This window comes from Faecalibacterium prausnitzii (assembly GCF_003324185.1).
Lineage (GTDB): Bacteria > Bacillota > Clostridia > Oscillospirales > Ruminococcaceae > Faecalibacterium > Faecalibacterium prausnitzii.
The window spans coordinates 198,681-221,103 of the sequence record NZ_PXUP01000002.1 but is presented as its reverse complement, the minus strand read 5'-3'; the positions used below and the strand labels follow the sequence as shown (position 1 = coordinate 221,103).

Below are 22,423 nucleotides of genomic sequence, written 5' to 3'. Positions count from 1 at the left end.
ACCGGGAGAAAAGGGACAACTTGTTGTCCCTTTTTTCTTTTTCAAAGCCCGGGTGTATCATAAAATCAAGAAAGGCTGGTGGCAAAGCTATGGAAAAACAGCAGCAGTCTCCCTCCGCCGTACGTGGGCAGGGCATGCTGGAATGGTACGAAGCGCTCATCTCCGCAGCGCTGGTGCTGGTACTGATCTTTTCGTTTTTCTTCCGCATCATTCAGGTGGATGGACGCTCTATGGTGCCCACCCTGACCCACGGCGATAAGCTTATCGTCTGGGCGGCAGGCTACACCCCACAGCGGGGCGATGTGGTCATCGTGGACAGCTACACCGTCTACGGTAAGCCGCTGGTCAAGCGGATCATCGCAAAGGGCGGCGACACCATCAGCATCGACTATGACGCCGGTACGGTCACGGTGAACGGCGAGCTTTTGCAGGAGGACTACGTTGCAGCCCCTACCTATCTGGGCTACGATGTGCAGTTCCCGTTCACGGTGCCGGAGGGCACCCTGTTTGTGATGGGGGATAACCGCAATGAATCGCTGGACAGCCGCTCCTCCTATGTCGGCTGCATTGACGAGCGTGATATTCTGGGCAAGGTACTGCTGTGCTTTATGCCCTTTACAGAATTTGGGGTGGTAAAATGAACGAAATGGATACCCGGTTTGCAAACCAGTACAATATTCAGTGGTTCCCGGGCCACATGACCAAGACTCTGCGCATGATGGAGCAGGAGATCCAGCACGTTGATGCCAGCCTTGTGCTGCTGGACGCGCGCATCCCGCTTTCCAGCCTGAACCCGGAGATTGAGCGCATCACCGACCGCAAGCCCAAGCTCTATGCGCTGAACAAAGCCGACCTTGCCGACCCGGCTGTGACCGAGGCGTGGATCCGCTACTTCCACGCCGCAGATGCCGGCTGCGTGGCCATCAGCGCCAAGCAGAAGGGCGGCGCAAACGCCGTGAAGGTGGCCATTGAAAAGGAGCTTTCCGGTCTGCTGGAGCGCCGCCAGAACCGCGGCATGGGCGGTGCCAAAACGCAGGTGATGCTGTGCGGCATCCCCAACGTGGGCAAATCTACCTTTATCAACACCTTCGCGGGCTCTGCCCGCGCCAAGGCGGCAGACCGCCCCGGTGTGACCAAGGGCAAGCAGTGGGTCAGCACCGAAAAGTTTGACCTGCTGGATATGCCCGGCGTGCTGTGGAAAAAGTTCGATTCCAAGACCATTGCCTCCAATCTGGCCTTCATCGGCTCCATCAAGGACGATATTCTGGACGTAGAAGAGCTGGCCATGAACCTGCTGGACGAGGTGCGCCGCAACTATCCCGACCTTGTGGCACAGCGCTACAAGCTGGATGCCGAAACGCTGGCACTGCCGCCCTATGAGCTGCTGGAGGCCATCGGCCGCAAGCGCGGGCTGCTGGTGCGCGGCGGCGAGGTGAATACCGAGCGCTGCGCCATCATGCTGGTGGACGAGTTCCGCGCCTGCAAGTGGGGTCGCATCTCTTTGGAACGCCCGCCGCAGCGGGATGATTTGGCCGACTTTGCCGAGGAGGACGAGGAATGAAGCGCCGCTCGGATGAGGAGATCTCCGCTCCGCTGTATGCCTTTGATGCCGAGGTGCGCAGCCAGTACGGCTGCTTTGCCGGTGTAGATGAGGCCGGGCGCGGCCCGCTGTGCGGCCCTGTGTGCGTAGCGGCCTGTATTCTGGACCCGGAAAACCCGGTGTACGGCATCAACGATTCCAAAAAGCTGACCGAAAAAAAGCGCGAGGCGCTGTTTGACGAGATCTGCGAAAAAGCGCTGGCCTACCGCATCATCTTTGTGGGGCCGGAGGTCATCGACCGGGAAAACATCCTGAACGCCACCATGGGCGGGATGCAGCAGGCGGTGGAAGAGCTGGACATCGTGCCCAATCTGGTGCTGGTGGATGGCAACCGTACCCCCGCAGGCTTGCAGATCCCGGCACAGCCGGTGGTCAAGGGCGATGCCACCAGCGCCAGCATCGGCGCGGCCTCGGTGCTGGCCAAGGTCAGTCGTGACCGCTATATGCTGGAGCTGGACAAGCAGTATCCGCAGTATCAGCTGGCAAAGCACAAGGGCTACCCCACAAAGCTGCATTACGAGCTGATCGCGCAGTACGGCATCCAGCCGTTCTACCGACGCAGCTTCCTTAAAAAGCAGGGCTACTGGCCGGAGAGCGGCAAATGAACCGCGCCGAGACCGGCCGCAGGGGAGAAGCTGCCGCTGCCCGCTGGTATCAGAAACAGGGCGCGCAGCTGCTGGCGCATAACTATCATACCCGCATGGGAGAGCTGGATCTTGTGCTGCGGGAGCCGGACGGCACCATCGTCATCTGCGAGGTAAAGACCCGCAGCCAAGGGATGCTGCAGCGCCCCGCTGCCGCCGTAGACCCGGCCAAGCAGCACCGGCTGATCTGCGCTGCACAAAGGTATTTGCAGCAGACCGGCCAAAGCGAAGAACCGGTGCGTTTTGACGTTGCAGAGGTAGTTCCTCTTGACAGCGGGCGCTGGATGGTACATATTATAAAGGGTGCCTTTCTCTGCGAGACCTAAGGCAGGAACCGTGGCACCGGTGGGAAGTATGCGGCAAAACGAGGATTTTGCCGTACAACCGGGAACGTGCCCGGCACGTTCCGTGGCGAAAAGGAGCGATGACCATGCAGTTTTTCAGTACCAGAGATCAGAACCGCAAAGTAACTTCTTCTCAGGCAATTGCACAGGGACTGTCCGATGAGGGCGGTCTGTTTGTGCCGGAAAGTTTTCCGCAGGTGGATGTAAAAGCCCTGTGCGGGCTGGACTACCCCGCGCTGGCAGCAGCCGTTGTGCGGGAGTACCTGACCGATTACGAACCCACCTTCCTGACCGAGGCCACCCGCAGCACCTACGGCGCTGCTTTCGGCGGCAAGGCAGGCTATCTTGCCCCGGTGGAAGGGGACACCTATGCTCTGGAGCTGTGGCACGGCCCTACCTGCGCCTTTAAGGATTACGCCCTGCAGCTGATGCCCAAGCTGCTGGTGGAGGCCAAAAAGAATCTGGGTCGCACTGAAAAAACTCTGATCCTTGTGGCCACCAGCGGCGACACCGGTAAGGCTGCGCTGGACGGCTACCATGATATCCCCGGTGTGGAGATCGCCGTGTTCTACCCCACCGGCGGCACCAGCGAGATCCAGCGTTTGCAGATGGCAACGCAGGAGGGTGCTAATGTGGCGGTATACGCTGTGCGCGGCAACTTCGACGATGCCCAGACCGGCGTAAAGAAGGTGTTCGGCGATAAGGCCATCGCTGCCGAACTGGAAAAGCGCAACATCCGTCTTTCCAGCGCCAACTCCATCAACTGGGGCCGTCTTGTGCCGCAAATCGTCTACTATTTTGCCGCCTACGCCCAGCTGCTCAAAGCCGGCAAAATCACCTTCGGTGACGAGGTGGACTTCTGTGTGCCCACCGGCAACTTTGGCGATATCCTCGCCGGTTATTACGCAAAGCAGATGGGTCTGCCTGTGGGCAAGCTGGTCTGCGCCTCCAATGAGAACAACGTGCTGACCGATTTCCTCACCACCGGTACTTACACCGCAAAGCGGGAGTTCTTCAAGACCACCTCGCCCAGCATGGACATTCTGGTGTCCTCCAATCTGGAGCGTCTGCTGTACCATGTGACCGGCAGCGATGCCGAGGTGGCGGGCTTTATGCAGCAGCTGGCTGCTACCGGCAGCTACACCGTCCGCCCTGAGACGCTGGTCGCCATTCAGGAAATCTTTTCCTGCGGCTGGAGCAGCGAGGACGAGGTGGCAGGGGAGATCCGCTCCCGCTACGAAAAGGACGGCTACCTGTGCGATACCCACACCGCCGTGGCCTTCCATGTGGCTGCACAGAAAAAGCGGCAGGGCGTGCCCATGGTGGTGCTTTCCACCGCATCGCCCTTCAAGTTCCCCCGCAGCGTGCTGAGCGCACTGGGCAAAGCTGCCCCGGAAAACGATTTTGAAGCCATGCAGCAGCTGGAAGCTGCTACCGGTCACGCTGCACCGGCAAGCCTTGCCGCTCTGCGCAGCAAGCCGGAGCGCTTTGATACCGTCATTGCCCCGGCACAGATCGCTGAGGTGGCGCTGGGCTATCAGGCATAAGCTTCTGCGGACAGACAGAACAGGAGTAAACAGACTATGGCACTTTTTGTGCTTGGCGACCCCCATCTTTCTCTGGGCGCATCCAAGCCGATGGATATCTTCCCCGGCTGGAACGATTATGTGGACCGGCTGGAGAAAAACTGGCGCAAGCTCATCACCCCGCAGGATACCATCGTGCTGGCAGGGGATATCAGCTGGGCCATGCGCCTGACTGATACCCGCAAGGATTTCGCCTTTTTGCAGCAGCTGCCCGGACAGAAGATCATCATGAAGGGCAACCACGATTACTGGTGGTCCACCGCCAACAAGATGAACGCCTACCTCAAGGCCGAGGGCTTCGATACCCTGCATATCCTGCATAACAATTCTTACAGCGTGGAAGGGTACGCCATCTGCGGCACCCGCGGCTGGCTGTTCGATGTGGGCGAGCCCCACGATGAAAAGGTGATGAACCGGGAGATCGGCCGTCTGCGCATGAGCTTGCAGGCTGCGGAGCCCGGGCTGGAAAAGCTGGTGTTCCTGCACTATCCGCCGGTCTACACCGGCACCAGCGCCCCAGAGATCGTGGCCACCCTGAAGGAGTTCGGCATCAAGACCTGCTTCTACGGGCATCTGCACGGCAACGCCATCCGGTTTGCCGTACAGGGCGAGGTGGACGGCATCCGGTACAAGCTGGTAAGTGCCGACGGCCTGCGTTTCTGCCCCTACCGCATCAATTAACGGCGGTATAAAAGGGCAAAAACGACAAAATTTAAAAATTTGGTATGGCAATTGTGTCCAGAGCGTGCTATAATAAGTTTTGACGCGATTGTTGCACCCAATTGAGCGCGCGCGTCCCCGCATTCCGTGTGCATACAGCAAGGACGTGGTGCGCGGTTGCCCCGGGCAAAAACTTCCTGCCCTGAGCAATAGAATATTTGAGTGGAGGATAAACAAATGAATCTCATCAAGTGTGAAAAGCTCGAGAAGAGCATGGCAGAACTGCAGTTCTCCATCGACGCAGAGGCCTTCAAGAAGGCTGTTGCCGATGTTTTCAAAAAAGAGGGCAAGAAGTACCCTGTGCAGGGCTTCCGCAAGGGCAAGGCTCCCAAGGCTCTGATCGAGAAGATGTACGGCGCAGACGTCTTTACCTACGACGCCATCAACGAGCTGTTCCCGGAGGCTTTTGAGGCTGCCGCTAAGGAAGCCGGTGTGGAGCCCGTGGGCCGTCCTGAGGTCAGCGTGGATTCTGCCAGCGAGGCAGAGGGCGCTACCCTGACCGTGAAGGTCGCCGTGAAGCCCGAGGTCAAGGTTGGCAGCTACAACGGTCTGACCGTGGAAAAGACTGTCCATACTGTTACCGACGAGGCTGTGGACGCTGAGCTGAAGCGTGTGCAGGAGCGCAACGCCCGTGAGCTGACCCGTGAGGGCGCTGCTCAGAATGGCGATATCGCTGATATCGACTTCGAGGGCTTTGTGGACGGTGTTGCATTCGAGGGCGGCAAGGCTGAGCACTACAACCTGACTCTGGGCAGCGGCAGCTTCATCCCCGGCTTCGAGGAGCAGGTCGTTGGTCACTCTGCCGGCGAGGAGTTCGACGTGAACGTCACCTTCCCCACCGAGTATCAGGCTGCTGAGCTGGCTGGCAAGGCTGCTGTCTTCAAGATCAAGCTGCATGAGGTCAAGTACAAGGAGCTGCCCGCTCTGGATGACGAGCTGGCAAAGGACTGCTCCGAGTACGACACTCTGGACGAGTTCAAGGCTTCCATCCGCAAGAACAACCAGGAGCAGCTGGACAAGCAGGATGATCTGGCTGTCGAGAATGCTCTGGTCGATCAGGTCATCGAAAGCATGGAAGGCGAGATCCCTCAGGCTATGTACGATGTCCGCATGGACGAGATGGTCAACGACTTTGCTTTCCGTGTGGAGCAGCAGGGTCTGCGTCTGGAGGACTACCTGAAGTATATGGGTCAGTCCATGGAGCAGTTCCGCGCCGCTTTCATGCCGCAGGCTGAGAAGCAGGTCAAGATCGGTCTGGCTCTGGAGGCTGTTGCTGCTGCTGAGCACATCGAGGCTTCTGAGGACGAGATCAATGCCGAGATCAAGCGCATTGCTGACCAGTACAAGATGGAAGAGGACAAGGTGCGTGAGCTGATCAACCTCGAGGATCTGAAGCAGGATCTGGCTCGCACCAAGGCCATCGACTTCATCAAGAGCCACGCCAATATCGTGGAGAAGCCCGCAGAGGCTGAGAAGGCTGCTGACGCTGAGTAATCAGTGCCGGGCCCTGTAAAGCGCCGCAGGCGTTTTATCAAAGGTTGTTAAAATTGACCGGTACGGCTGAACTTTACAGGGGACCCGTATCGGTCAATTTTGCCAATAAACTTAAACCATTTTCAGGAGGCGAACTTTATGAGTTTTGTTCCTTACGTTGTCGAGCAGTCGGCGCACGGAGAGCGTTCTTACGATATTTTCTCTCGTCTGCTGAACGATCGCATCATCGTGCTGAGCGAGGATGTCAACGATACCACCGCAAGCCTTGTGGTGGCGCAGCTGCTGTATCTGGAAGGGCAGGACCCGGATAAGGACATCAGCCTGTATATCAACAGCCCCGGCGGTTCCATCAGCGCCGGTATGGCCATTCATGACACCATGCAGTATATCAAGTGCGATGTTTCCACCATCTGCATGGGCATGGCGGCCTCTATGGGTGCATTCCTGCTGGCAAGCGGCACCAAGGGCAAGCGCTTTGCGCTGCCCAACGCCGAGATCATGATCCACCAGCCGCTGATCGGCGGTCAGGGCGGTGGCCTTTCCGGTCAGACCACGGATATCAAGATCCATGCCGAGCACATGGTCTATATCCGCGATAAGATGAACCGGATGCTCAGCGAGTACACCGGCCAGCCGCTGGAAAAGATCCAGCAGGACACCGAGCGCGACAACTACCTTACCGCGCAGCAGGCAAAGGAATACGGCCTGATCGATGAGGTCATTGCCCACCGGTAAACCGCTATAATCTATCCAGGATAAGGAAAAACAGCTATGGCAAATAACAATTCCGGCAAAAACGAAAAGGATCTGGTTTGCAGCTTTTGCGGCAAGCATCAGGACGAAGTGGAGCGCATGATCATTGGCCCCGGGGTCAATATCTGCAGCGAGTGCATCGGCCTGTGCCACGATCTGCTCTCTGACAAGCCGGATCAGCCCAAAAGCGCCCGTCCGGCTCGCGGCAGCGCAAGCCGCGCCCATATCCAGCCCGCTGCTGCAGATCTGGATATCAACATCATGACCCCGGCCGAGATCAAGGAAGGTCTGGATCAGTATGTCATCGGTCAGGACGAGGCAAAGCGTGTGCTGTCCGTTTCGGTCTACAACCACTATAAGCGTATCCTCAGCGGCAAGGGCGGCGACGTGGAACTGCAAAAGTCCAACGTGCTGCTGCTGGGTCCCTCCGGCGTGGGCAAGACCCTGCTGGCGCAGACACTGGCTAAGATGCTGGGCGTGCCCTTCGCCATTGCGGACGCTACCACCCTTACCGAGGCCGGTTATGTGGGCGAGGACGTGGAAAACATTCTGCTCAAGCTGATCCAGGCGGCGGATTTTGATGTGCAGAAGGCACAGATCGGCATCATCTACATTGATGAGATCGACAAGATCACCCGCAAGAGCGAAAACCCCTCCATCACCCGCGATGTGGGCGGCGAGGGCGTACAGCAGGCACTGCTGAAGATCTTGGAGGGCACTGTCAGCAACGTGCCGCCGCAGGGCGGCCGCAAGCACCCGCAGCAGGAGTTCATCCAGATCGACACCACCAACATCCTGTTCATCTGCGGCGGTGCCTTTGACGGTCTGGACAAGTATATCCTGCGCCGCACCGATAAGTCCGCGCTGGGCTTCGGCAGTGCGCTGAAGGATAACTCCACCGAGGCTGAGCGCGCATTGCTGCGCAAGGTAGAGCCCCACGATCTGGTCAAGTTCGGCCTGATCCCGGAGCTGATCGGCCGTCTGCCGGTCATCACCGTGCTGGATGATCTGGACGAGGATGCGCTGGTGCGCGTGCTCAAGGAGCCCCGCAACAGTCTGGTCAAGCAGTATAAAGAGCTGCTGGGCATGGATAACGTGGAGCTTACCTTCACGGACGAAGCTTTGCACGCCATTGCCCGCAAGACCATCGAGCGCAAGACCGGTGCCCGTGGTCTGCGCAGCGTGATGGAAAGCATTCTGCTGCCCATCATGTACGAGGTGCCCAGCGATGCCACCATCATCCGCGTGACCGTGGATGAGGACACCGTGGAGGGCGGCGAGGCACATCTGGAATACGGTGCCGTGCGCAAACGCTATAAAAATCAGGCCGCTCTCAGCTGACGGCATCGCCGCACAGCAGGGGAGTGTACCTGCCTAAAAGCCCTGTTTCGAAAGCTTTTTGCTTTTGGCAGGGCTTTTTGCTTTCAAATTCTTGTTTCTGACAGGAAAATGTACTATAATAGTAAAGTATGGATCGTGCGGCGTGTGTTCTCTGGCAGGGGCATACCGCAAAAGACGAGCCATAGTATTGGGTAACAGGAAGAGTACTATAAAGGAGTGTGTTTTTAATGGCAAATTATCACGAGATGGATCGCGATGCGCTGACCGCTGAAAAGGCAGCGCTGGAACAGGCTTATAAAGAGTTTCAGGCAAAGGGTCTGAAGCTGAACATGGCACGCGGCAAGCCCGGCCCCCACCAGATGGATCTGGCAATGGACCTGCTGAAGATGACCGACTACACCACGGATGCAGGCACCGACGCCCGCAACTACGGCGAGCTGGAGGGTCTGAGCGAGGCTCGCGCCCTGTTTGCAGATGTGTTCGGCGTAAAGCCCAACGAGGTGTTCGTGGGCGGCAACTCCAGCCTGCAGCTGATGTACAACCTCATCAACATCGGTTATGTGTTCGGCTTCCCGGAGTCTCCCTGCCCTTGGTCTCAGGTAGAGAAGCGCAAGTTCCTCTGCCCGGTGCCCGGCTATGACCGTCACTTTGCTATCACCGAGGAGTTCGGCTTTGAGCTGATCAGCGTGCCCATGACCCCCAACGGCCCCGATATGGACGTTGTGGAAAAGCTGGTGGCTGAGGACGATACCATCAAGGGTATCTGGTGCGTGCCGCAGTACTCCAACCCCGATGGCTACACTTACAGTGATGAGACCATCGAGCGCTTTGCCAAGATGAAGACCGCCGCCCCGGATTTCAAGATCTTCTGGGATGAGGCCTACATCGTCCATCACCTGACCGAGGAGATCATCGAGACCCCCGTTCTGCTGAACGTGAGCAAGAAGTATGGCACGCAGGATCGCGTGTTTATGTTCACTTCCACCAGCAAGATCACCTTCCCGGGCGCCGGTGTTTCTGCCATTGCATGCAGCGACAACAGCATGAAGTATATGTGCAAGCGCTTTTCAGTGATGATCATCAGCTACGATAAGATGAACCAGCTGCGTCATGTCCGCTTCCTGAAGAACAAGGAGGGCGTTCTGGCACACATGGCAAAGCACCGCCGCCGTCTGGTGCCCTGCTTCGATGCCGTCAAGACCGCTTTTGCCGCCAACCTCACCCCCTGCGGCGATATTGCCCACTGGACCAACCCCAAGGGCGGCTACTTCATCAGCTTGTATGTCATGCCCGGCTGCGCTAAGCGCGTGGCGGAACTGTGCAAGAACGCAGGTCTGGTGCTGACCGGTGCAGGCTCTGCCTATCCGTACCACAAGGATCCGCAGGATTCTCATCTGCGCATCGCCCCCACTTACCCCAGTCTGGACGAGGTGGAGACCGCTTCCGAACTGCTGTGCGTCTGCGTGCGTCTGGCTGTTGTGGAAAAGCTGCTGGCTGATATGGCCTAAGGCTTAAAATAATTTGTATATTCTCCTCTGCGGGGCTCTTTGCAGGGCTGGCAGGGGAGTTTTATCACAGAAAGGTCGGCACGACGGCTGCTCTGTGAGGAGAGGAACCGTCGGCAAAACTTGCGGTTCACAACAAAAACGGCTGCGGCTGCACAGCCGCCGCTTTTGGAGGTTCCCGACTTATGAAAACAAAAGGCAAAGCATGGCAGCTGGTCGTTACCGCGCTGCTGATCGTTGTGTTTGTTTACACCGCCTTTTTTGGCGTGGCGGCAAAATACGGCGATGTGACCACCACCTACATCAAGGGTGCAAAGGATATCCGCTTTGGTGTGGATATCAAGGGCGGCGTCAACGTCACCTTTGTGCCCTCGGATAGCTACGATGCCACGGACGAGCAGCTGGATGCCGCCCGTCTGGTCATCGAGAACCGTCTGGTCGCGTTGAACGTGACCGACTACGAGCTGTATGTGGACAACAACTCCGACAGTCTGATTCTGGAGTTTCCGTGGCAGTCCGGCGAGACAGATTTTGACCCCGAGTCTGCTATTCAGGAGATCGGCACCACCGCCTACCTGACCTTCCGCGAGGGAGCCAGCAAGGACGGCGAGCTGATTTTGGACGGCTCCATGGTCGAAAGCGCTTCGGCGCAGTACGGCGCTGTGAGCAACGGCGGCAGCTCTGAGTATTACGTTGCCCTCAAGTTCACCACCGAGGGTGCCAAGGCTTTTGGCGATGCCACCACTAAGCTGGCCGCCGATAAGGGCAGCATCAGCATCTGGCTGGACGACGAGAACGTGAGCACCGCCACCGTCAACACCGCCATTACCGACGGACAGGCTATCATCACCAGCTCGGCGTCCAATCCCTTTACGCAGGATGCCGTGGTCAAGATGGCACGCCAGATCAACTCCGGTGCGCTGCCCTTTGCGCTGAGCGTGGACAGCTACTCCACCGTGAGCCCCAGTCTGGGCGAAAACAGCCTTGGTGCCATGGTGCTGGCCGGCCTGATTGCCTTTGCCCTCATCGTGGTGTTCATGACGGTGCTGTACCGTCTGCCGGGCTTTCTGGCCTGCATCGCGCTGGCCGGTCAGGTGGCTGCTACGCTGGCCTTTGTGTCCGGCTACTTCCCGGTGTTTGAAAGCTTTACCCTGACCCTGCCCGGTATCGCAGGTATCATTCTGGCCATCGGCATGGGCGTAGATGCCAACGTCATCACCGCCGAGCGCATCAAGGAGGAGCTGAAAAACGGCAAATCTCTGGACGGCGCACTGAAGAGCGGCTTTGCCCGCGGCCTGACCCCCATCATTGATGGCAACGTGACCATCGTCATCGTGGCCATCGTGCTCATGGGTGCCTTCGGCCCCTCGGATGGCCTGTTTGCTAAGGCACTGCATTTTGTGTTCTTTGCCTTCGGCCCCTCTACCGCAGGCACCATCTACGCCTTCGGTTATACGCTGCTCACCGGCGTGTTGCTGAACTTTGTGTTCGGCGTGTTCGCTACCCGTGTTATGATCCGCGGCGCAGCTGCCATCAAGGCACTGCGCAATCCGTGGCTGTATGGCGCTGCAAAGCCCGGGCAGGAAAAGGCCGAAAAGAAGCCGGTAAACTTTGTTGCCCTGCGCAAAAAGTTCCTGACCTTCTCTGCCTGCTTGATGGCAGTTATCCTGCTGTGCGCCGCAGTGTTCGGTGTGCATTTGGATACTGAGTTCACCGGCGGTGCTATGGTCACCCTGTCCTATGAGGGCAGCTTTGACCAAGCCGCTGTGCAAAAGACCGCTGCTGCGGCGCTGGAAAACACCGGCCTGACCCTGCAGACCGGCGAGAATGTGGCCACCGGCGACCAGACCCTGAAGATCTCCATGCCCGGCACCGAGACCGTGACCACCGAGCAGGTGGAGAACCTGCTGGATTCCTTGAATGAGAACTACCCGGACAACCAGTTTGCCCAGCTGTCTCTGAGCAACGTCAGCGCAGCCATGGGCACCAAGTTCCTGCAGAAGAGTCTGGTAGCTGTGGTGTTTGCACTGGTGCTCATTCTGCTGTATATCGCCCTGCGTTTCAAGAACATCGGCGGTCTGACCGGCGGTATGATGGCAGTGCTGGCGCTGGTCAACGACCTGATGGTGGTGTTTGGCACCTTTGTGCTGCTGCGCACCGCACTGGACGGCAACTTTATCGCCGCCATGCTCACCATCCTCGGCTACTCCATCAACGATACCGTTGTGGTGTACGACCGTATCCGTGAGAACCGCGCTCTCATGGGCAAAAAGGGCAGCTTTGAGGAGCTGGTCAACCAGTCGGTCAATCAGTCTGCCCGCCGTACCCTGATCACCACCATCACCACCGTGATGGCACTGGGTGTGATGTGCATCGTGGCAAAGCTCTACGGTCTGGACAGCATCTTTACCTTTGCATTCCCGCTGATGATGGGTATGATCAGCGGTGTGTACACCTCTCTGTGCGTTTCCACCTCGGCATGGGTGCTGTGGAGCGAGCGCAGCAAAAAGAAGAACTGAGGCGGAGGAACAAAAGATGAAGTGCCCTTATTGCGGTGCGGAGGAATCCAAGGTGATCGACTCCCGCCCCACGGAAGATAACGAGCGCATCCGCCGCCGCCGCGAGTGCCTGAACTGCCACATGCGCTTTACCACCTACGAGGTGGTGGAAACAGTGCCGCTGGTGGTCATCAAAAAGGATAACTCCCGCGAACCCTTTGACCGGCAGAAGCTGTTCAACGCCATGTTGCGCGCCTGTGCCAAGCGTCCTGTCAGCTACGAAACGCTGGAACGTGCCGTCAGCAGCATCGAGCAGTCCCTGTTCAGCTCCTACGACCGCGAGATCCCCAGTGTGCGCATCGGCGAGCTGACCATGGAGGAACTGAAAAAGATCGACGAGGTGGCCTATATCCGCTTTGCCTCGGTCTACCGCCAGTTTGCGGACGTGGAAAGTTTCCTTGATGAACTGAAAAAGCTTGTGGGCGACCGCAAGGAAAATCAGTAAACTATAACTTAAAAAGGACACTGCACGAAACACTGTGCAGTGTCCTTTTTTGCTCATCTTAAACCAGCCGCCGGGCAAGCCACTCCAGCCGCTCCACCTCTACCTGTGCGCGGCGCAGTTCGCCCAGTGCCTCCTCTGCGGCCTGCTGCTCAAGGTATCCGTCTGCCGCCCGCAGCGCGGCTTCCAGTTCCGTGTAGTCGGCCGTGCGCAGCAGATGGCTCATAGTTTCCCGCATGGTATCGCACAGTTCTGCACCCTCGGCAAGTGCCTGCCGTGCAGTGGAAAAATCTTTCTGCCGTACTGCCTCAAGGGCGCAGTCCAAGTCGGCCGAGATATCCTGTGCAAAGCTCTGCACCCGTCCGCTGCTGTAAAGGGATACTGCCAGCAGCGCCGCCACAATCAGGATACACGCATAGATCCGCTTCATCCTTTTCCTCCCGGCTGACGGCCTTCCTTCTTCAGCAGAAAATAGTCCTCGGTCTCGTTGCCGATAAGCAGTAAGATCTCCTGTGGCAGCACCGTGTTTGCCGTGGCGGTGCGTTCCAGCCACGCACGGTCCTTGCCGCACCAGCGCAGATTATCCTCCAGTACCTGCCCGTCCAGCACAAAGGGGATGGTGGCCTGTGTCTGCTGTACTTTCAACTGTAAATCGGAGAGGGTGGCTGCTTCCTGCTCCGGGCGCAGCGCCGCCGACAGTGTGCCGTTTGTTTCGATTACGGCGTAGGACACCCTGCGCGGGTCGAAGATATCCTTGCCGCGCAGCGCCTCCATCAGGTCGGCGGTGGTCAGCCGCAGCATCCGCAAAGCGTTCTGGTCGATCTTTCCGTCCAGAATGACCGTTTTGGGACGCCCGGAGAGAAAATTGAAGAACTTCTGGCTGCGGAAACTCACCACCGACCCCAGCAGCTCCAGTGCCGCAATGAGGAACAGCGGGATGAGGCTGGCGGTGATGGGCACATCCTCCGATTCAATGGAGATGGACGCCAGATTGGAGATCAGGATGGTGGATACCAGCTCTTCCGGCTGCAACTCTCCCAGCTGACGCTTGCCCATCAGCCGCATGGCAAACAAAACGCAGAGATACAAAATAATAGTGCGGCAAAGCAGCAGTTTCATGCACAAACCCTCCATGGTGGTGTGCGCGGCGTATTCCGCTGCGGCAAAGCGGGCATACTGCACACACAAAGGAGTGATGGATGTGCAGCAGCTTTCGCAAAGCCTTACGGAAAACCTGTCCGCGCTTGATGCTAGGTTTGGTCAGTCGGCGGACTATTATGCGAAGAAGATCGTTTTGTATGGCTGCCCAGGGTGCATCGTAATGTTTGACGGCATGGCAAGTCTCGATTCACTCTGGGAACTCTTGCTGGACGCCGCCGGGCGGCAGTCTGCTTCTGTCCGGCTTACTGGTACGCAAGCCTATGCGCATATCCTGCACGGCTCGGCGTTTCCGGCCGAGAGCACTCCGGTGCAGGATATGTCGCAGCTCGTAGCGCGGCTGACGGCGGGCATGGCGGTGCTGCTTTTAGAGGGCTGCAGCAGTGGTATTGTTTTTTCAGTGCAGGGGCTCAAATTCCGCTCCGTGGAAGAGCCATCCGCCGAGGGCAATCTGCGCGGCAGCAGGGAAGGCTTTACCGACCTGCTGCGGGTGAATCTGAGCCTTTTGCGCCGTCTTGTCCGCACCGATACCCTTATGCAGGAGGCCGCACAGGCGCACACTTGCTGCAATACCGAGTACGCTCTTTGCTACTGCAAGGACCGTGCCGACCCCGCTATGGTACAACGGGTGCGCGCCATTTTGCAAAGTGCAAGGCCGGAACTGCTGCTGGATTCCAGTTATTTCGTGCCGTGGCTGCTGCCCGGCAAGGCGCGGCTGTTCACCCCGGTACACTACACCGAGCGCCCGGCGGTCGCTGCCGCGAAGCTTTGCGAGGGAAAGCTGGTAATTTTGGTCAACGGCAGCCCCTCGGCATTGGTGCTGCCCGCGCTCTTCAGCGAGCAGTTCGAGTGTCTGGACGATTACGCCTCTACGGCGGCGTTCTCCTCTTTTTTGCGGGTGCTGAAATATTTTTCTTTCTACCTTACGGTGTTTTTGCCGGGGGTCTTTGTGTGCGTGGCGGTGTATCTGCCGGAGCTGCTGCCCCCGCAGCTGCTGTATAAGATCGAAGCAGCCGAAAAGGCCACCCCGCTGCCCCTGTTTGCCGAGATGCTGCTGGTGATCCTACTCTTAGAGATTATCCGGGAGGCCGGGCTGCGGATGCCGCAGTCGCTGGGGCACTCGGTCAGTCTGGTGTCGGCGCTCATCATTGGTGATGCCGCCATTGCCACCGGGCTTATGAGCACCCCGGTCATCTTTGTGGCCAGCATCACGGCCATTGCAGTCTTTGTCACCCCGGGTCTGTACGAGCCTGCCACCCTGCTGCGCATCGGCACGGTGCTGTTGGCAGGGCTTGCCGGACCAGTGGGACTGGCAGCAGCGTTTTTCGGCTTTTTGCTCAGCCTCGTCAGCACCGAAGCATTGGGTGTGCCGTATCTTGCGCCGCACCCCTTCCCGCAGCAGCCGCTTTCCGAGGACGGCGTTCTGCGCCGCAACTACCGGCAGCTGTCCCGGCAGGGGTTCAATATCTGGCAAAAGCGGGAGAGGGGGAAACGGCGGTCATGAAGCAGCAGACAGAACGTTTCACCCCGGCGGCGTTGACCCTCAGTTTGGTAACTGCAGCGCTGGCAGACGGCATCCCGCAAAGCGTTCCGGTGCGCCGGGCGCTGTGGCTGGGCGCAGTCAGCGCGGTGTGCCTGTGCATCCTTTCGGCACTGACAGCAGCGGCTTTGCAGGGCAAAACGCCCTCCCTTGCGGTGCGGCTGGCACTGACAGCTGGGCTTTTTATGGAACTGATGCACACCCTCGTGCAGGCACAAGGGCTGTGCACGGCAGAGTTTTCCTCCATGGCGCTGCTGGGCTTTCTGCCGCTGCTGCTCTGGGCGGGGTGGTGCATCCGTCCCGCAAGCTGGAACGCCTCGGCGCGGGTGCTGTGGTGGTTTGTAGCCGTGGGCGGCGTGGTCTGCCTGCTGGGGCTCGCCGGTCAACTGCACTGGTACCGCCTGTTCCCTTCGGCACAGCCGGCCGCAGCAAACTGGGACGTACCGGTCTACGCTGAATATTTTGCAGGAGCCCTTCTGTGCAGTGCGCGGTCTGCTCGCCGCACGGTCTGGCTGCCGGTATGGGGCTTTGCGGTGCAGGCTGCGGCTTTGCTGGGCGGCGCTTTGCTGTTTGGCAGCGGAACCTACCCCCGGCTGGAGTTGCTGCGGGCGTGGAGTAGCGGCAGCTTTTCCCGCATGGATGCGCTGCTTTTGCTGCTGTGGCTGCTGTGCGCTGTCTACCGGGTAGCCATGCTGTGTGCCGCTATCCGCTTGCTCTGGCAGCAGCCGGAAGCGGAGGTGCAACCATGAGAAAACAGAAATCTTGCAAACCGATGCTGTATTTGCTTCTAACAGGATGGTGCCTTTTATTCCTGCGCTGCGAAAGCACCGAGAAAAGCATGGTGCGGGCGGTGTATCTTTCACAGACAGGGCAGGGGTATCAGGCAGGGCTGCTCTATCAGGCACCGCAGGCCGCCGCCGATGCCGCCGAAGCCTCTGCCGCATTACAGTTTGTGCAGGCAGAGGGGCAAACGATGGAACAGGCGTTGGCTGGGGCAGAGCAGGCACTGCCCCAAACCGCAAGCTACCGCCTGTGTGACTACCTGTTGCTGTCAAAAGCGGAAGAGCCATTACTAACAGAGTACGAGCAGCTGGTGCTGCGGCACGGCTGCGGACGCACGGCGGCAAGGCTGCTTTGCGCAGAAGGAGAAACAGACCACCTTGCCACACGGGTCGCCCTGCCGGATGCCCTAATGGCACAAATAAAAGCCGCAGCACCCACCGCACCCCGGCTGTATGAGCACACAGAGCCGGGACTTCTGCCTGTTCTCGGGTGGAACGCGGAAGAGGTAACGATACAGGAAGGCGGCGTTCTGCATACCGTGGCAGCTAATACGCCCCTATCCCCGGAACAGACTGAGGTTTTCCGGATGCTTGCCGGGCAGGGCGGTATCCGGCAGCTCTGGCTGGAAGGGGAGCGCATCGGCATCCGGCGCTGCACCGTTTCGGTCACCCTGCAAAAGGCGCAGGTGCTTGTGCGGCTGGACTGCCAACGTGCCGCCCATAGCCCATTGCCCACGCAGGCGCAGCGGCAACAGCTTGCGGCGCAGTGCACCACACTTTTGCAAAGCTGCTGGCAGCAGGGCGTGGATGTGCTGCACCTGCAAGCCCGGGAAGCGCTGCGGAGCGGCAGCGGCGCAATCTTTGACCCAACAAAAAACGCCTGCCCGCAATGGCGGACAGACGTGCATTTCATGCTGTATTAAGAGGCGGTAGGAAAGGTGACAGTGATGGTGGTGCCAACGTCTACCTGACTTTCCAGCTTGATGCGGGCATTGTGGATACGGGCAATATGCTTGACGATGGCAAGCCCAAGCCCGGTGCCGCCGGTGGCCTTGCTACGGCTCTTGTCCACCCGGTAGAAGCGCTCGAACACGCTGGCCTGCGCTTCCCGCGGGATACCGATGCCGTTGTCGGCCACGGTCAGGGAGCAGTGTCCGTCCCGGTTGCAGCTGGTGATGATTTGTACCTTACCGCCCGGGCGGTTGTAGCGGATGGCGTTGTCGCACAGATTCTGGCACAGTTCATCCAGCAGCGCGCGGCTGCCAAGCACCGGGGCGCTCTCGCCCAGATAAGTCAGGGAGATATAGGCGCGGCGGGCGTTCAGTTTCTGGCGCTCCACACACTCCTTGGCAACCTCCAAAAGGTCTACCGTTTCCATTACGGGGGTGTCCCCGGTCTCGCTTACAGTGTCCAACTTGGAAAGCTGCAAAATATCGTTGACCAGCTGGATCATGCGGGTGGCCTCGCTGTGGATCTTGCGGCCGAAATCCGGCACATCCTCCGGCTTTGCAATGCCGGTCTCAATCAACTCTGCATAGCCGGAAATGCTGGTCAGCGGGGTCTTGAGCTCATGGCTGACATTGGCAGTAAACTCCTGCCGCATTTTCTCGTTGTTTTCTCGCAGAATGCGGTCGGAGTGGATGCTCTCTGCAAAGGGGATCAGTTCCCGGTAGGGCACATTTTCCTGAATGTGATCCAGATCCTCAGTCATGTTCAGCACCGGCTGTACCAGTGCTTTGGTCAGCAGGGCGGCCAGCACCGCAGCAGCCAGCATCAGCGCCACGCAGCTCAGCACGATGGCCGGAATGGTGGCATCATAGATGGACCACACGGTCTCGGCGTCCTGTGCCACGCGCAGCACATCCCCGCCGGAAAGCCGGAGCGCATAGTAATAGGTCTCATAGCCCATAGTCTGGGAATCGCGGATGTCCCGGCCCTCGCCGTTTGCAATGGCATCGCGGATCTCCGGGCGGGTCAGGTGGTTTTCCATGGGCTGGTCGGTGGCAGATTCAAACAGCACGCTGCCGTCCTGACTGATCAGCGTCACGCGCAGATCATCGGTCACAAAGGCACTCAGCTGTGTGGGGTCTCCGGCCTGTTCGTACCCAGCGCGCACAAGGTCGGTCTCGCGCTCCAAAGCCGACCATGCCTGCGCCGTAAAGGCCTTATGGAACACAAAAATGCACAGCACTGCGGTGAATATAAGCCCCAGAAAGCCCATCAGGAACAACCGGTAGCTGATCTTTTCTTCCATGCTGCGCAGCTTCATTCTTCTTCGGCCTCCTCATCGGTCAGCTTGTAGCCCACCTTGCGCACAGTGCAGATGTAACGCCCCGCATCGCCCAGCTTTTTGCGCAGGGTGCGGATGTGCATATCCACGGTACGGCTTTCCACCGAGATGTCGGTACCCCACACCACCTGCAAAATGGTCTCGCGGGTCACCACCAGACTGGTGTTTTCCAGCAGCAGCCGCAGCAGGCAGTATTCCTTGTAGGTCAGCTCCACGGGGGTACTGTTTACCGTAACGCTGTGGCGGGCATTGTCCAGCTGAATTTCATGGAAAATCAGCACGTCCGGCCTTACCTCCGGGGCAGAGCGCCGCAGCGCCACACGCACCCGGCTGAGAAATTCCATAATCCCGAAGGGCTTAGCAATGTAATCATCTGCGCCGCAGTCCAGCCCGCGCACGGTGTCCAGTTCGCTGGATTTTGCGGTGACCATAATGATGGGCAGCTTACGCAGGGAAGGGGTGTTGCGCAGCTTTTTCAGGATGGAAAAGCCATCCTCGCCGGGCAGCATCACGTCTAAGATCACCAGCTCCGGCTCAGCGGCACGCATGGCCTGCCAGAAGGGCTCGGCGCTCTCAAAGCCCTGCACCTCGTAGCCGTTGGATTGCAGGGCGTACTGCTCCAGTTCGCGGATGGAAGCGTCGTCCTCTACAATATAAATCATAACTCAGTTCTCCTCAGCAGTCTGTCCGTCCGGGAACAGATACCGCTCACGGTAGCGGCCCAGACGGCGGTGGAATTCTTCACTTTCCTTGGTGTCGTTGCCGTGGCGCAGATCGTTCAGGTAGGCGTGGGTGTCAAAGCTGTCCTGTGCCACCTCGATCTGCGCAACTGCCACGTTGCTGCAATGGTCGCATACACGCTCGTAGTTGGTCAGCAGATCGTCCAGCACAAAACCGTACTCAATAGAGCAGCTGCCGGCCTGCAGGCGGGCAACGTGCCGCGCCTTGATGGCGCGCACCAGCTCGTTGACCACGGCCTCCAGCGGCTCAACCTTGGAAGCAAGGTGCAGATCCCCCTTGCGGAAGGCATCGGTGGTGCGGCTCAGGGTGTCCTGCACCGCATCCTCCAGCACCTGCAGCTCCTCCTGTGCATCCTTGGAGAAGTGAATCTCCTTCTGGTGCATCTCCTCGGCGGATTCCAGAAGGTTGACGGAATGGTCGCTGATGCGCTCAAAATCACTGATGGTGTGCAGCAGGGTGTTCACGCTCTGGCTGTCGGTGTGGTTCAGTTCCCGGCCGGACAGCTTGACCAGATAAGTGCCCAGTGCGTCCTCGTACCGGTCCACCCGGCACTCCTCATCCCGCACCTTTTGGGCAAGTTCATCGTTCCATTCGTGGGTCAGGCTCATGGCCTGCACCACACCCACCCGGGCAAGCTCTGCCATTTCGGCGGTAGCGGCGCGGGCGCGCTCCACAGCCACAGCGGGGGTGTTCAGCAGACGGTCATCCAGCAGCGCAAACTCCTCTTTTTCCGGGGAATCGGGAATGGTCAGGATGGCCAGCTTTTCCAGCCCGGTGGCAAAGGGCAGCAGAATGACGGTGGCCAGAATGTTGAACACCGAGTGCACGATTGCAATGCCCCAAGCCTCGATGGTGGTATTCACAAAGGCAAAGTGGCAGACGGCGTTGAGTCCGTAGAACCCGAACAGAAAGATGGTCACACCGATAATGTTGAAGTACAGGTGCACCATGGCAGCCCGGCGGGCGTTCTTATTCGCACCCACAGAGGACAGCAGTGCGGTCACACAGGTACCGATGTTCTGACCCATGATGATGGGGATGGCACTGCCGTAGGTGATGACGCCGGTGGCGCTCAGCGCCTGCAGGATGCCCACGCTGGCGCTGGAGCTCTGGATGATGCCGGTGACCAGTGCGCCCACCAGAACGCCCAGCAGGGGGTTGGAGAAGCGGGTGAACAGGCTGGTGAACCATGTCTCATTCTGCAGCGGCAGCACCGCGTTGGACATGGTGGTCATGCCGGTCATCAGCACAGCAAAGCCGATGAGGATGGTGCCCACGCCCTTTTTCTTCTCACTCTTACACATATACAGCAAAATGCCAATAAATGCAAGCACAGGGCTAAAAGAAGTGGGCTTGAGCAGCTGGATGAACAGGCTGTCGCCCTGCAAGCCGGAAAGACTCAAGATCCAGCTGGTCACGGTAGTGCCCACGTTGCTGCCCATGATCACGCCAATGGCCTGATGCAGCTCCATGATGCCGCTGTTGACAAAGCCCACCACCATAACGGTGGTAGCGCTGGAACTCTGGATGACGGCAGTCACACACAGACCCAGAAAAAAGCCCTTGAGGGGGTTATCGGTCAGTTTGCTGAGAATTTTCTGCAGCTGGCCGCCGGCCTGCTTTTCCAGTGCCTTGCCCATGATGTCCATACCGAACAAAAACAGGGCCAGACCTCCCAGCAGCGAAAAGACATTAAAAATGGTCATAAGTGTTTCCCTCACTTTTCTTGACGTGTTTTTCCTGTGCTTTAAGTATAGAAAAACAATGTAAAATCTGAAATCGCCGAAATGTAAAACCCATGTAAAGTAAGAAAAATGTAAAAATCCTGTGCACACGCTGCGATGCAGCGTCGGTTTCCCGCCGTGGGTACAAAAACAGCGCCCCGGGCGTTGTATTTGCCGCCGAATTTTATTATAATATGAATAAGAGTGCCCGCAGCACAGCGCGGCAAAAGGATACAGGAGGAACCAGGATGGGTACGTTCAATGTTTCGCTTAAAACGCTGACCGACCGCGTCAGCATGGAAGTGGTATACACCCCCCGGGCGCTGGATGAAATCAGCGTGGAGATCGCCGAGGTCAACCGCCCGGGTCTGTTTCTGGCGGGCTATTATGATTATTTCGATAAGCTTCGCCTGCAGATCATGGGTCTGGCAGAGATGAACTTTCTGTCCGGTCTGACGGCAGAAAAGCGCTACGAGGCGCTGGAACAGCTGTTCCGGCAGCAGCCCCCGGCGGTCATCGTCTGCCGCAGCGAGGAACTGAAACCCTTCCCGGAGATGCAGGAGCTGGCGCAGAAGCACGCGGTTGCCCTGCTGCGCTCCAACGAGACCACCTGCACTTTGATGGGCAGTCTGATCAGCGTGCTGAACCTGGAACTTGCGCCCCGCATCACCCGGCACGGCGTGCTGGTGGAGGTGTACGGCGAGGGCATCCTGATCCTTGGTGACAGCGGCATCGGTAAAAGCGAACTGGCCATTGAGCTGGTCAAGCGCGGCCACCGTCTGGTGGCAGATGATGCCGTGGAACTGCGCAAGGTGTCCAACCGTCAGATCATGGGCACTGCCCCGGAAAATATCCGCCACTTCATCGAGCTGCGCGGCATCGGCATCGTCAATGTGGCCCGCGTGTACGGCGTAGGCGCTGTCAAGCTGAGCGAAAGTCTGGATCTGGTGGTGCAGCTGGAGGCGTGGGACCCCACCAAGAACTACCAGCGCACCGGTCTGGAAAGCGAATACTACGACATTCTGGGCGTGAGCATTCCCAGCACCAGCATCCCGGTCTCTCCCGGCCGCAATCTGGCTGTGGTGCTGGAGACTGCAGCCATCAATAACCGCCAGAAGAAGATGGGCTATAACGCAGCCAAGGAGCTGCTGATCCGGCTGGGACTGGATGACAAAATGGACTGAACCTCTCTATAAAAAGG

Annotated in this window: 21 protein-coding genes; 16 read left to right on the top strand and 5 right to left on the bottom strand. The window is 58.6% G+C overall.

Annotation, left to right across the window (positions count from 1 at the left end; genetic code table 11):
• Positions 1–89 precede the first annotated feature (89 nt).
• The 12 genes from lepB (at position 90) to nrdR (ending at position 12,990) form a co-directional block, all read left to right on the top strand.
• Positions 90–641, top strand: a complete 552-nt coding sequence (gene lepB / locus C7J97_RS02390; protein ID WP_113991932.1) for a signal peptidase I — start codon at positions 90–92, stop codon at positions 639–641.
• Positions 638–1,561, top strand: coding sequence for a ribosome biogenesis GTPase YlqF (gene ylqF / locus C7J97_RS02385; RefSeq protein ID WP_113991931.1), 924 nt, complete (start codon positions 638–640; stop codon positions 1,559–1,561). Before lepB ends, ylqF begins: the two co-directional genes overlap by 4 nt.
• Positions 1,558–2,205, top strand: coding sequence for a ribonuclease HII (locus tag C7J97_RS02380; RefSeq protein ID WP_113621081.1), 648 nt, complete (start codon positions 1,558–1,560; stop codon positions 2,203–2,205). The genes ylqF and C7J97_RS02380 overlap by 4 nt, the downstream gene beginning before the upstream one ends.
• Positions 2,202–2,570, top strand: a complete 369-nt coding sequence (locus tag C7J97_RS02375) for a YraN family protein (RefSeq protein ID WP_015538547.1) — start codon at positions 2,202–2,204, stop codon at positions 2,568–2,570. Before C7J97_RS02380 ends, C7J97_RS02375 begins: the two co-directional genes overlap by 4 nt.
• A gap of 98 nt (positions 2,571–2,668) precedes the next feature.
• Positions 2,669–4,135 (top strand): threonine synthase, encoded by a 1,467-nt coding sequence (gene thrC / locus C7J97_RS02370; protein WP_113991930.1) that lies wholly within the window; start codon positions 2,669–2,671, stop codon positions 4,133–4,135.
• Positions 4,136–4,171: 36 nt separating this feature from the next.
• Entirely contained in the window at positions 4,172–4,855 is a 684-nt protein-coding gene (locus C7J97_RS02365) for a metallophosphoesterase (RefSeq protein ID WP_097783957.1), read from the top strand.
• A 216-nt stretch (positions 4,856–5,071) separates the two neighbouring features.
• Complete coding sequence (gene tig / locus C7J97_RS02360) at positions 5,072–6,388, top strand: trigger factor (protein ID WP_097786312.1); 1,317 nt, start codon at positions 5,072–5,074, stop codon at positions 6,386–6,388.
• 138 nt (positions 6,389–6,526) lie between these two features.
• Positions 6,527–7,123 (top strand): ATP-dependent Clp endopeptidase proteolytic subunit ClpP, encoded by a 597-nt coding sequence (gene clpP / locus C7J97_RS02355; RefSeq protein WP_015538544.1) that lies wholly within the window; start codon positions 6,527–6,529, stop codon positions 7,121–7,123.
• Between the two features lie 36 nt (positions 7,124–7,159).
• On the top strand, positions 7,160–8,482 hold the full coding sequence (gene clpX / locus C7J97_RS02350; RefSeq protein ID WP_113991929.1) for an ATP-dependent Clp protease ATP-binding subunit ClpX: 1,323 nt from the start codon (positions 7,160–7,162) through the stop codon (positions 8,480–8,482).
• Positions 8,483–8,709: 227 nt separating this feature from the next.
• Positions 8,710–9,990 carry an aspartate aminotransferase type Ic gene (locus tag C7J97_RS02345; RefSeq protein ID WP_005925678.1) on the top strand — a complete coding sequence of 427 codons (1,281 nt, stop codon included), beginning with the start codon at positions 8,710–8,712 and terminating at the stop codon, positions 9,988–9,990.
• Between the two features lie 182 nt (positions 9,991–10,172).
• Positions 10,173–12,506, top strand: coding sequence for a protein translocase subunit SecF (secF, locus tag C7J97_RS02340; RefSeq protein WP_112120721.1), 2,334 nt, complete (start codon positions 10,173–10,175; stop codon positions 12,504–12,506).
• 16 nt (positions 12,507–12,522) lie between these two features.
• A complete protein-coding gene (gene nrdR / locus C7J97_RS02335) occupies positions 12,523–12,990 on the top strand; it encodes a transcriptional regulator NrdR (RefSeq protein WP_112120722.1) in 468 nt (155 codons plus the stop codon).
• A gap of 58 nt (positions 12,991–13,048) precedes the next feature.
• On the opposite strand, the gene C7J97_RS02330 is transcribed toward nrdR, so the two are convergent.
• Complete coding sequence (locus C7J97_RS02330) at positions 13,049–13,417, bottom strand: DUF4363 family protein (RefSeq protein ID WP_112120723.1); 369 nt, start codon at positions 13,415–13,417, stop codon at positions 13,049–13,051.
• The gene (locus C7J97_RS02325; protein WP_112120724.1) at positions 13,414–14,106 is read right to left on the bottom strand and encodes a DUF421 domain-containing protein; all 693 of its coding nucleotides are present in this window, start codon (positions 14,104–14,106) and stop codon (positions 13,414–13,416) included. Before C7J97_RS02325 ends, C7J97_RS02330 begins: the two co-directional genes overlap by 4 nt.
• Between C7J97_RS02325 and C7J97_RS02320 the strand changes: the two genes are divergently transcribed.
• Genes C7J97_RS02320 through C7J97_RS02310 form a run of 3 tightly spaced genes read left to right on the top strand, consistent with a single transcriptional unit; the run spans position 14,105 to position 17,390 of the window.
• On the top strand, positions 14,105–15,649 hold the full coding sequence (locus C7J97_RS02320; RefSeq protein ID WP_113991928.1) for a spore germination protein: 1,545 nt from the start codon (positions 14,105–14,107) through the stop codon (positions 15,647–15,649). The genes C7J97_RS02325 and C7J97_RS02320 overlap by 2 nt on opposite strands.
• Positions 15,646–16,434 carry a hypothetical protein gene (locus C7J97_RS02315; protein ID WP_113991927.1) on the top strand — a complete coding sequence of 263 codons (789 nt, stop codon included), beginning with the start codon at positions 15,646–15,648 and terminating at the stop codon, positions 16,432–16,434. The genes C7J97_RS02320 and C7J97_RS02315 overlap by 4 nt, the downstream gene beginning before the upstream one ends.
• A gap of 23 nt (positions 16,435–16,457) precedes the next feature.
• Positions 16,458–17,390, top strand: a complete 933-nt coding sequence (locus C7J97_RS02310; protein WP_242983418.1) for a hypothetical protein — start codon at positions 16,458–16,460, stop codon at positions 17,388–17,390.
• Here the strand turns inward: C7J97_RS02310 and C7J97_RS02305 are convergent.
• From C7J97_RS02305 to C7J97_RS02295, 3 genes are read right to left on the bottom strand one after another with little or no spacing between them, the layout of a single operon-like run.
• Positions 17,387–18,736 (bottom strand): sensor histidine kinase, encoded by a 1,350-nt coding sequence (locus tag C7J97_RS02305; protein WP_113991925.1) that lies wholly within the window; start codon positions 18,734–18,736, stop codon positions 17,387–17,389. The genes C7J97_RS02310 and C7J97_RS02305 overlap by 4 nt on opposite strands.
• A complete protein-coding gene (locus C7J97_RS02300; RefSeq protein WP_113991924.1) occupies positions 18,733–19,419 on the bottom strand; it encodes a response regulator transcription factor in 687 nt (228 codons plus the stop codon). Before C7J97_RS02300 ends, C7J97_RS02305 begins: the two co-directional genes overlap by 4 nt.
• A 3-nt stretch (positions 19,420–19,422) precedes the next feature.
• Positions 19,423–21,204 carry a Na/Pi cotransporter family protein gene (locus tag C7J97_RS02295; protein ID WP_113991923.1) on the bottom strand — a complete coding sequence of 594 codons (1,782 nt, stop codon included), beginning with the start codon at positions 21,202–21,204 and terminating at the stop codon, positions 19,423–19,425.
• 266 nt (positions 21,205–21,470) lie between these two features.
• Here C7J97_RS02295 and hprK point away from each other — a divergent pair, with 266 nt between their 5' ends.
• A complete protein-coding gene (gene hprK / locus C7J97_RS02290; RefSeq protein WP_113991922.1) occupies positions 21,471–22,406 on the top strand; it encodes an HPr(Ser) kinase/phosphatase in 936 nt (311 codons plus the stop codon).
• Positions 22,407–22,423 lie beyond the last annotated feature (17 nt).

Coding starts and splice junctions, on each gene's coding strand:
- lepB (WP_113991932.1), top strand. CDS start 90: ATGGAAAAACAGCAGCAGTCTCCCTCCGCCGTACGTGGGCAGGGCATG.
- ylqF (WP_113991931.1), top strand. CDS start 638: ATGAACGAAATGGATACCCGGTTTGCAAACCAGTACAATATTCAGTGG.
- C7J97_RS02380 (WP_113621081.1), top strand. CDS start 1,558: ATGAAGCGCCGCTCGGATGAGGAGATCTCCGCTCCGCTGTATGCCTTT.
- C7J97_RS02375 (WP_015538547.1), top strand. CDS start 2,202: ATGAACCGCGCCGAGACCGGCCGCAGGGGAGAAGCTGCCGCTGCCCGC.
- thrC (WP_113991930.1), top strand. CDS start 2,669: ATGACCATGCAGTTTTTCAGTACCAGAGATCAGAACCGCAAAGTAACT.
- C7J97_RS02365 (WP_097783957.1), top strand. CDS start 4,172: ATGGCACTTTTTGTGCTTGGCGACCCCCATCTTTCTCTGGGCGCATCC.
- tig (WP_097786312.1), top strand. CDS start 5,072: ATGAATCTCATCAAGTGTGAAAAGCTCGAGAAGAGCATGGCAGAACTG.
- clpP (WP_015538544.1), top strand. CDS start 6,527: ATGAGTTTTGTTCCTTACGTTGTCGAGCAGTCGGCGCACGGAGAGCGT.
- clpX (WP_113991929.1), top strand. CDS start 7,160: ATGGCAAATAACAATTCCGGCAAAAACGAAAAGGATCTGGTTTGCAGC.
- C7J97_RS02345 (WP_005925678.1), top strand. CDS start 8,710: ATGGCAAATTATCACGAGATGGATCGCGATGCGCTGACCGCTGAAAAG.
- secF (WP_112120721.1), top strand. CDS start 10,173: ATGAAAACAAAAGGCAAAGCATGGCAGCTGGTCGTTACCGCGCTGCTG.
- nrdR (WP_112120722.1), top strand. CDS start 12,523: ATGAAGTGCCCTTATTGCGGTGCGGAGGAATCCAAGGTGATCGACTCC.
- C7J97_RS02330 (WP_112120723.1), bottom strand. CDS start 13,417: ATGAAGCGGATCTATGCGTGTATCCTGATTGTGGCGGCGCTGCTGGCA.
- C7J97_RS02320 (WP_113991928.1), top strand. CDS start 14,105: ATGCACAAACCCTCCATGGTGGTGTGCGCGGCGTATTCCGCTGCGGCA.
- C7J97_RS02325 (WP_112120724.1), bottom strand. CDS start 14,106: ATGAAACTGCTGCTTTGCCGCACTATTATTTTGTATCTCTGCGTTTTG.
- C7J97_RS02315 (WP_113991927.1), top strand. CDS start 15,646: ATGAAGCAGCAGACAGAACGTTTCACCCCGGCGGCGTTGACCCTCAGT.
- C7J97_RS02310 (WP_242983418.1), top strand. CDS start 16,458: ATGCTGTATTTGCTTCTAACAGGATGGTGCCTTTTATTCCTGCGCTGC.
- C7J97_RS02305 (WP_113991925.1), bottom strand. CDS start 18,736: ATGAAGCTGCGCAGCATGGAAGAAAAGATCAGCTACCGGTTGTTCCTG.
- C7J97_RS02300 (WP_113991924.1), bottom strand. CDS start 19,419: ATGATTTATATTGTAGAGGACGACGCTTCCATCCGCGAACTGGAGCAG.
- C7J97_RS02295 (WP_113991923.1), bottom strand. CDS start 21,204: ATGACCATTTTTAATGTCTTTTCGCTGCTGGGAGGTCTGGCCCTGTTT.
- hprK (WP_113991922.1), top strand. CDS start 21,471: ATGGGTACGTTCAATGTTTCGCTTAAAACGCTGACCGACCGCGTCAGC.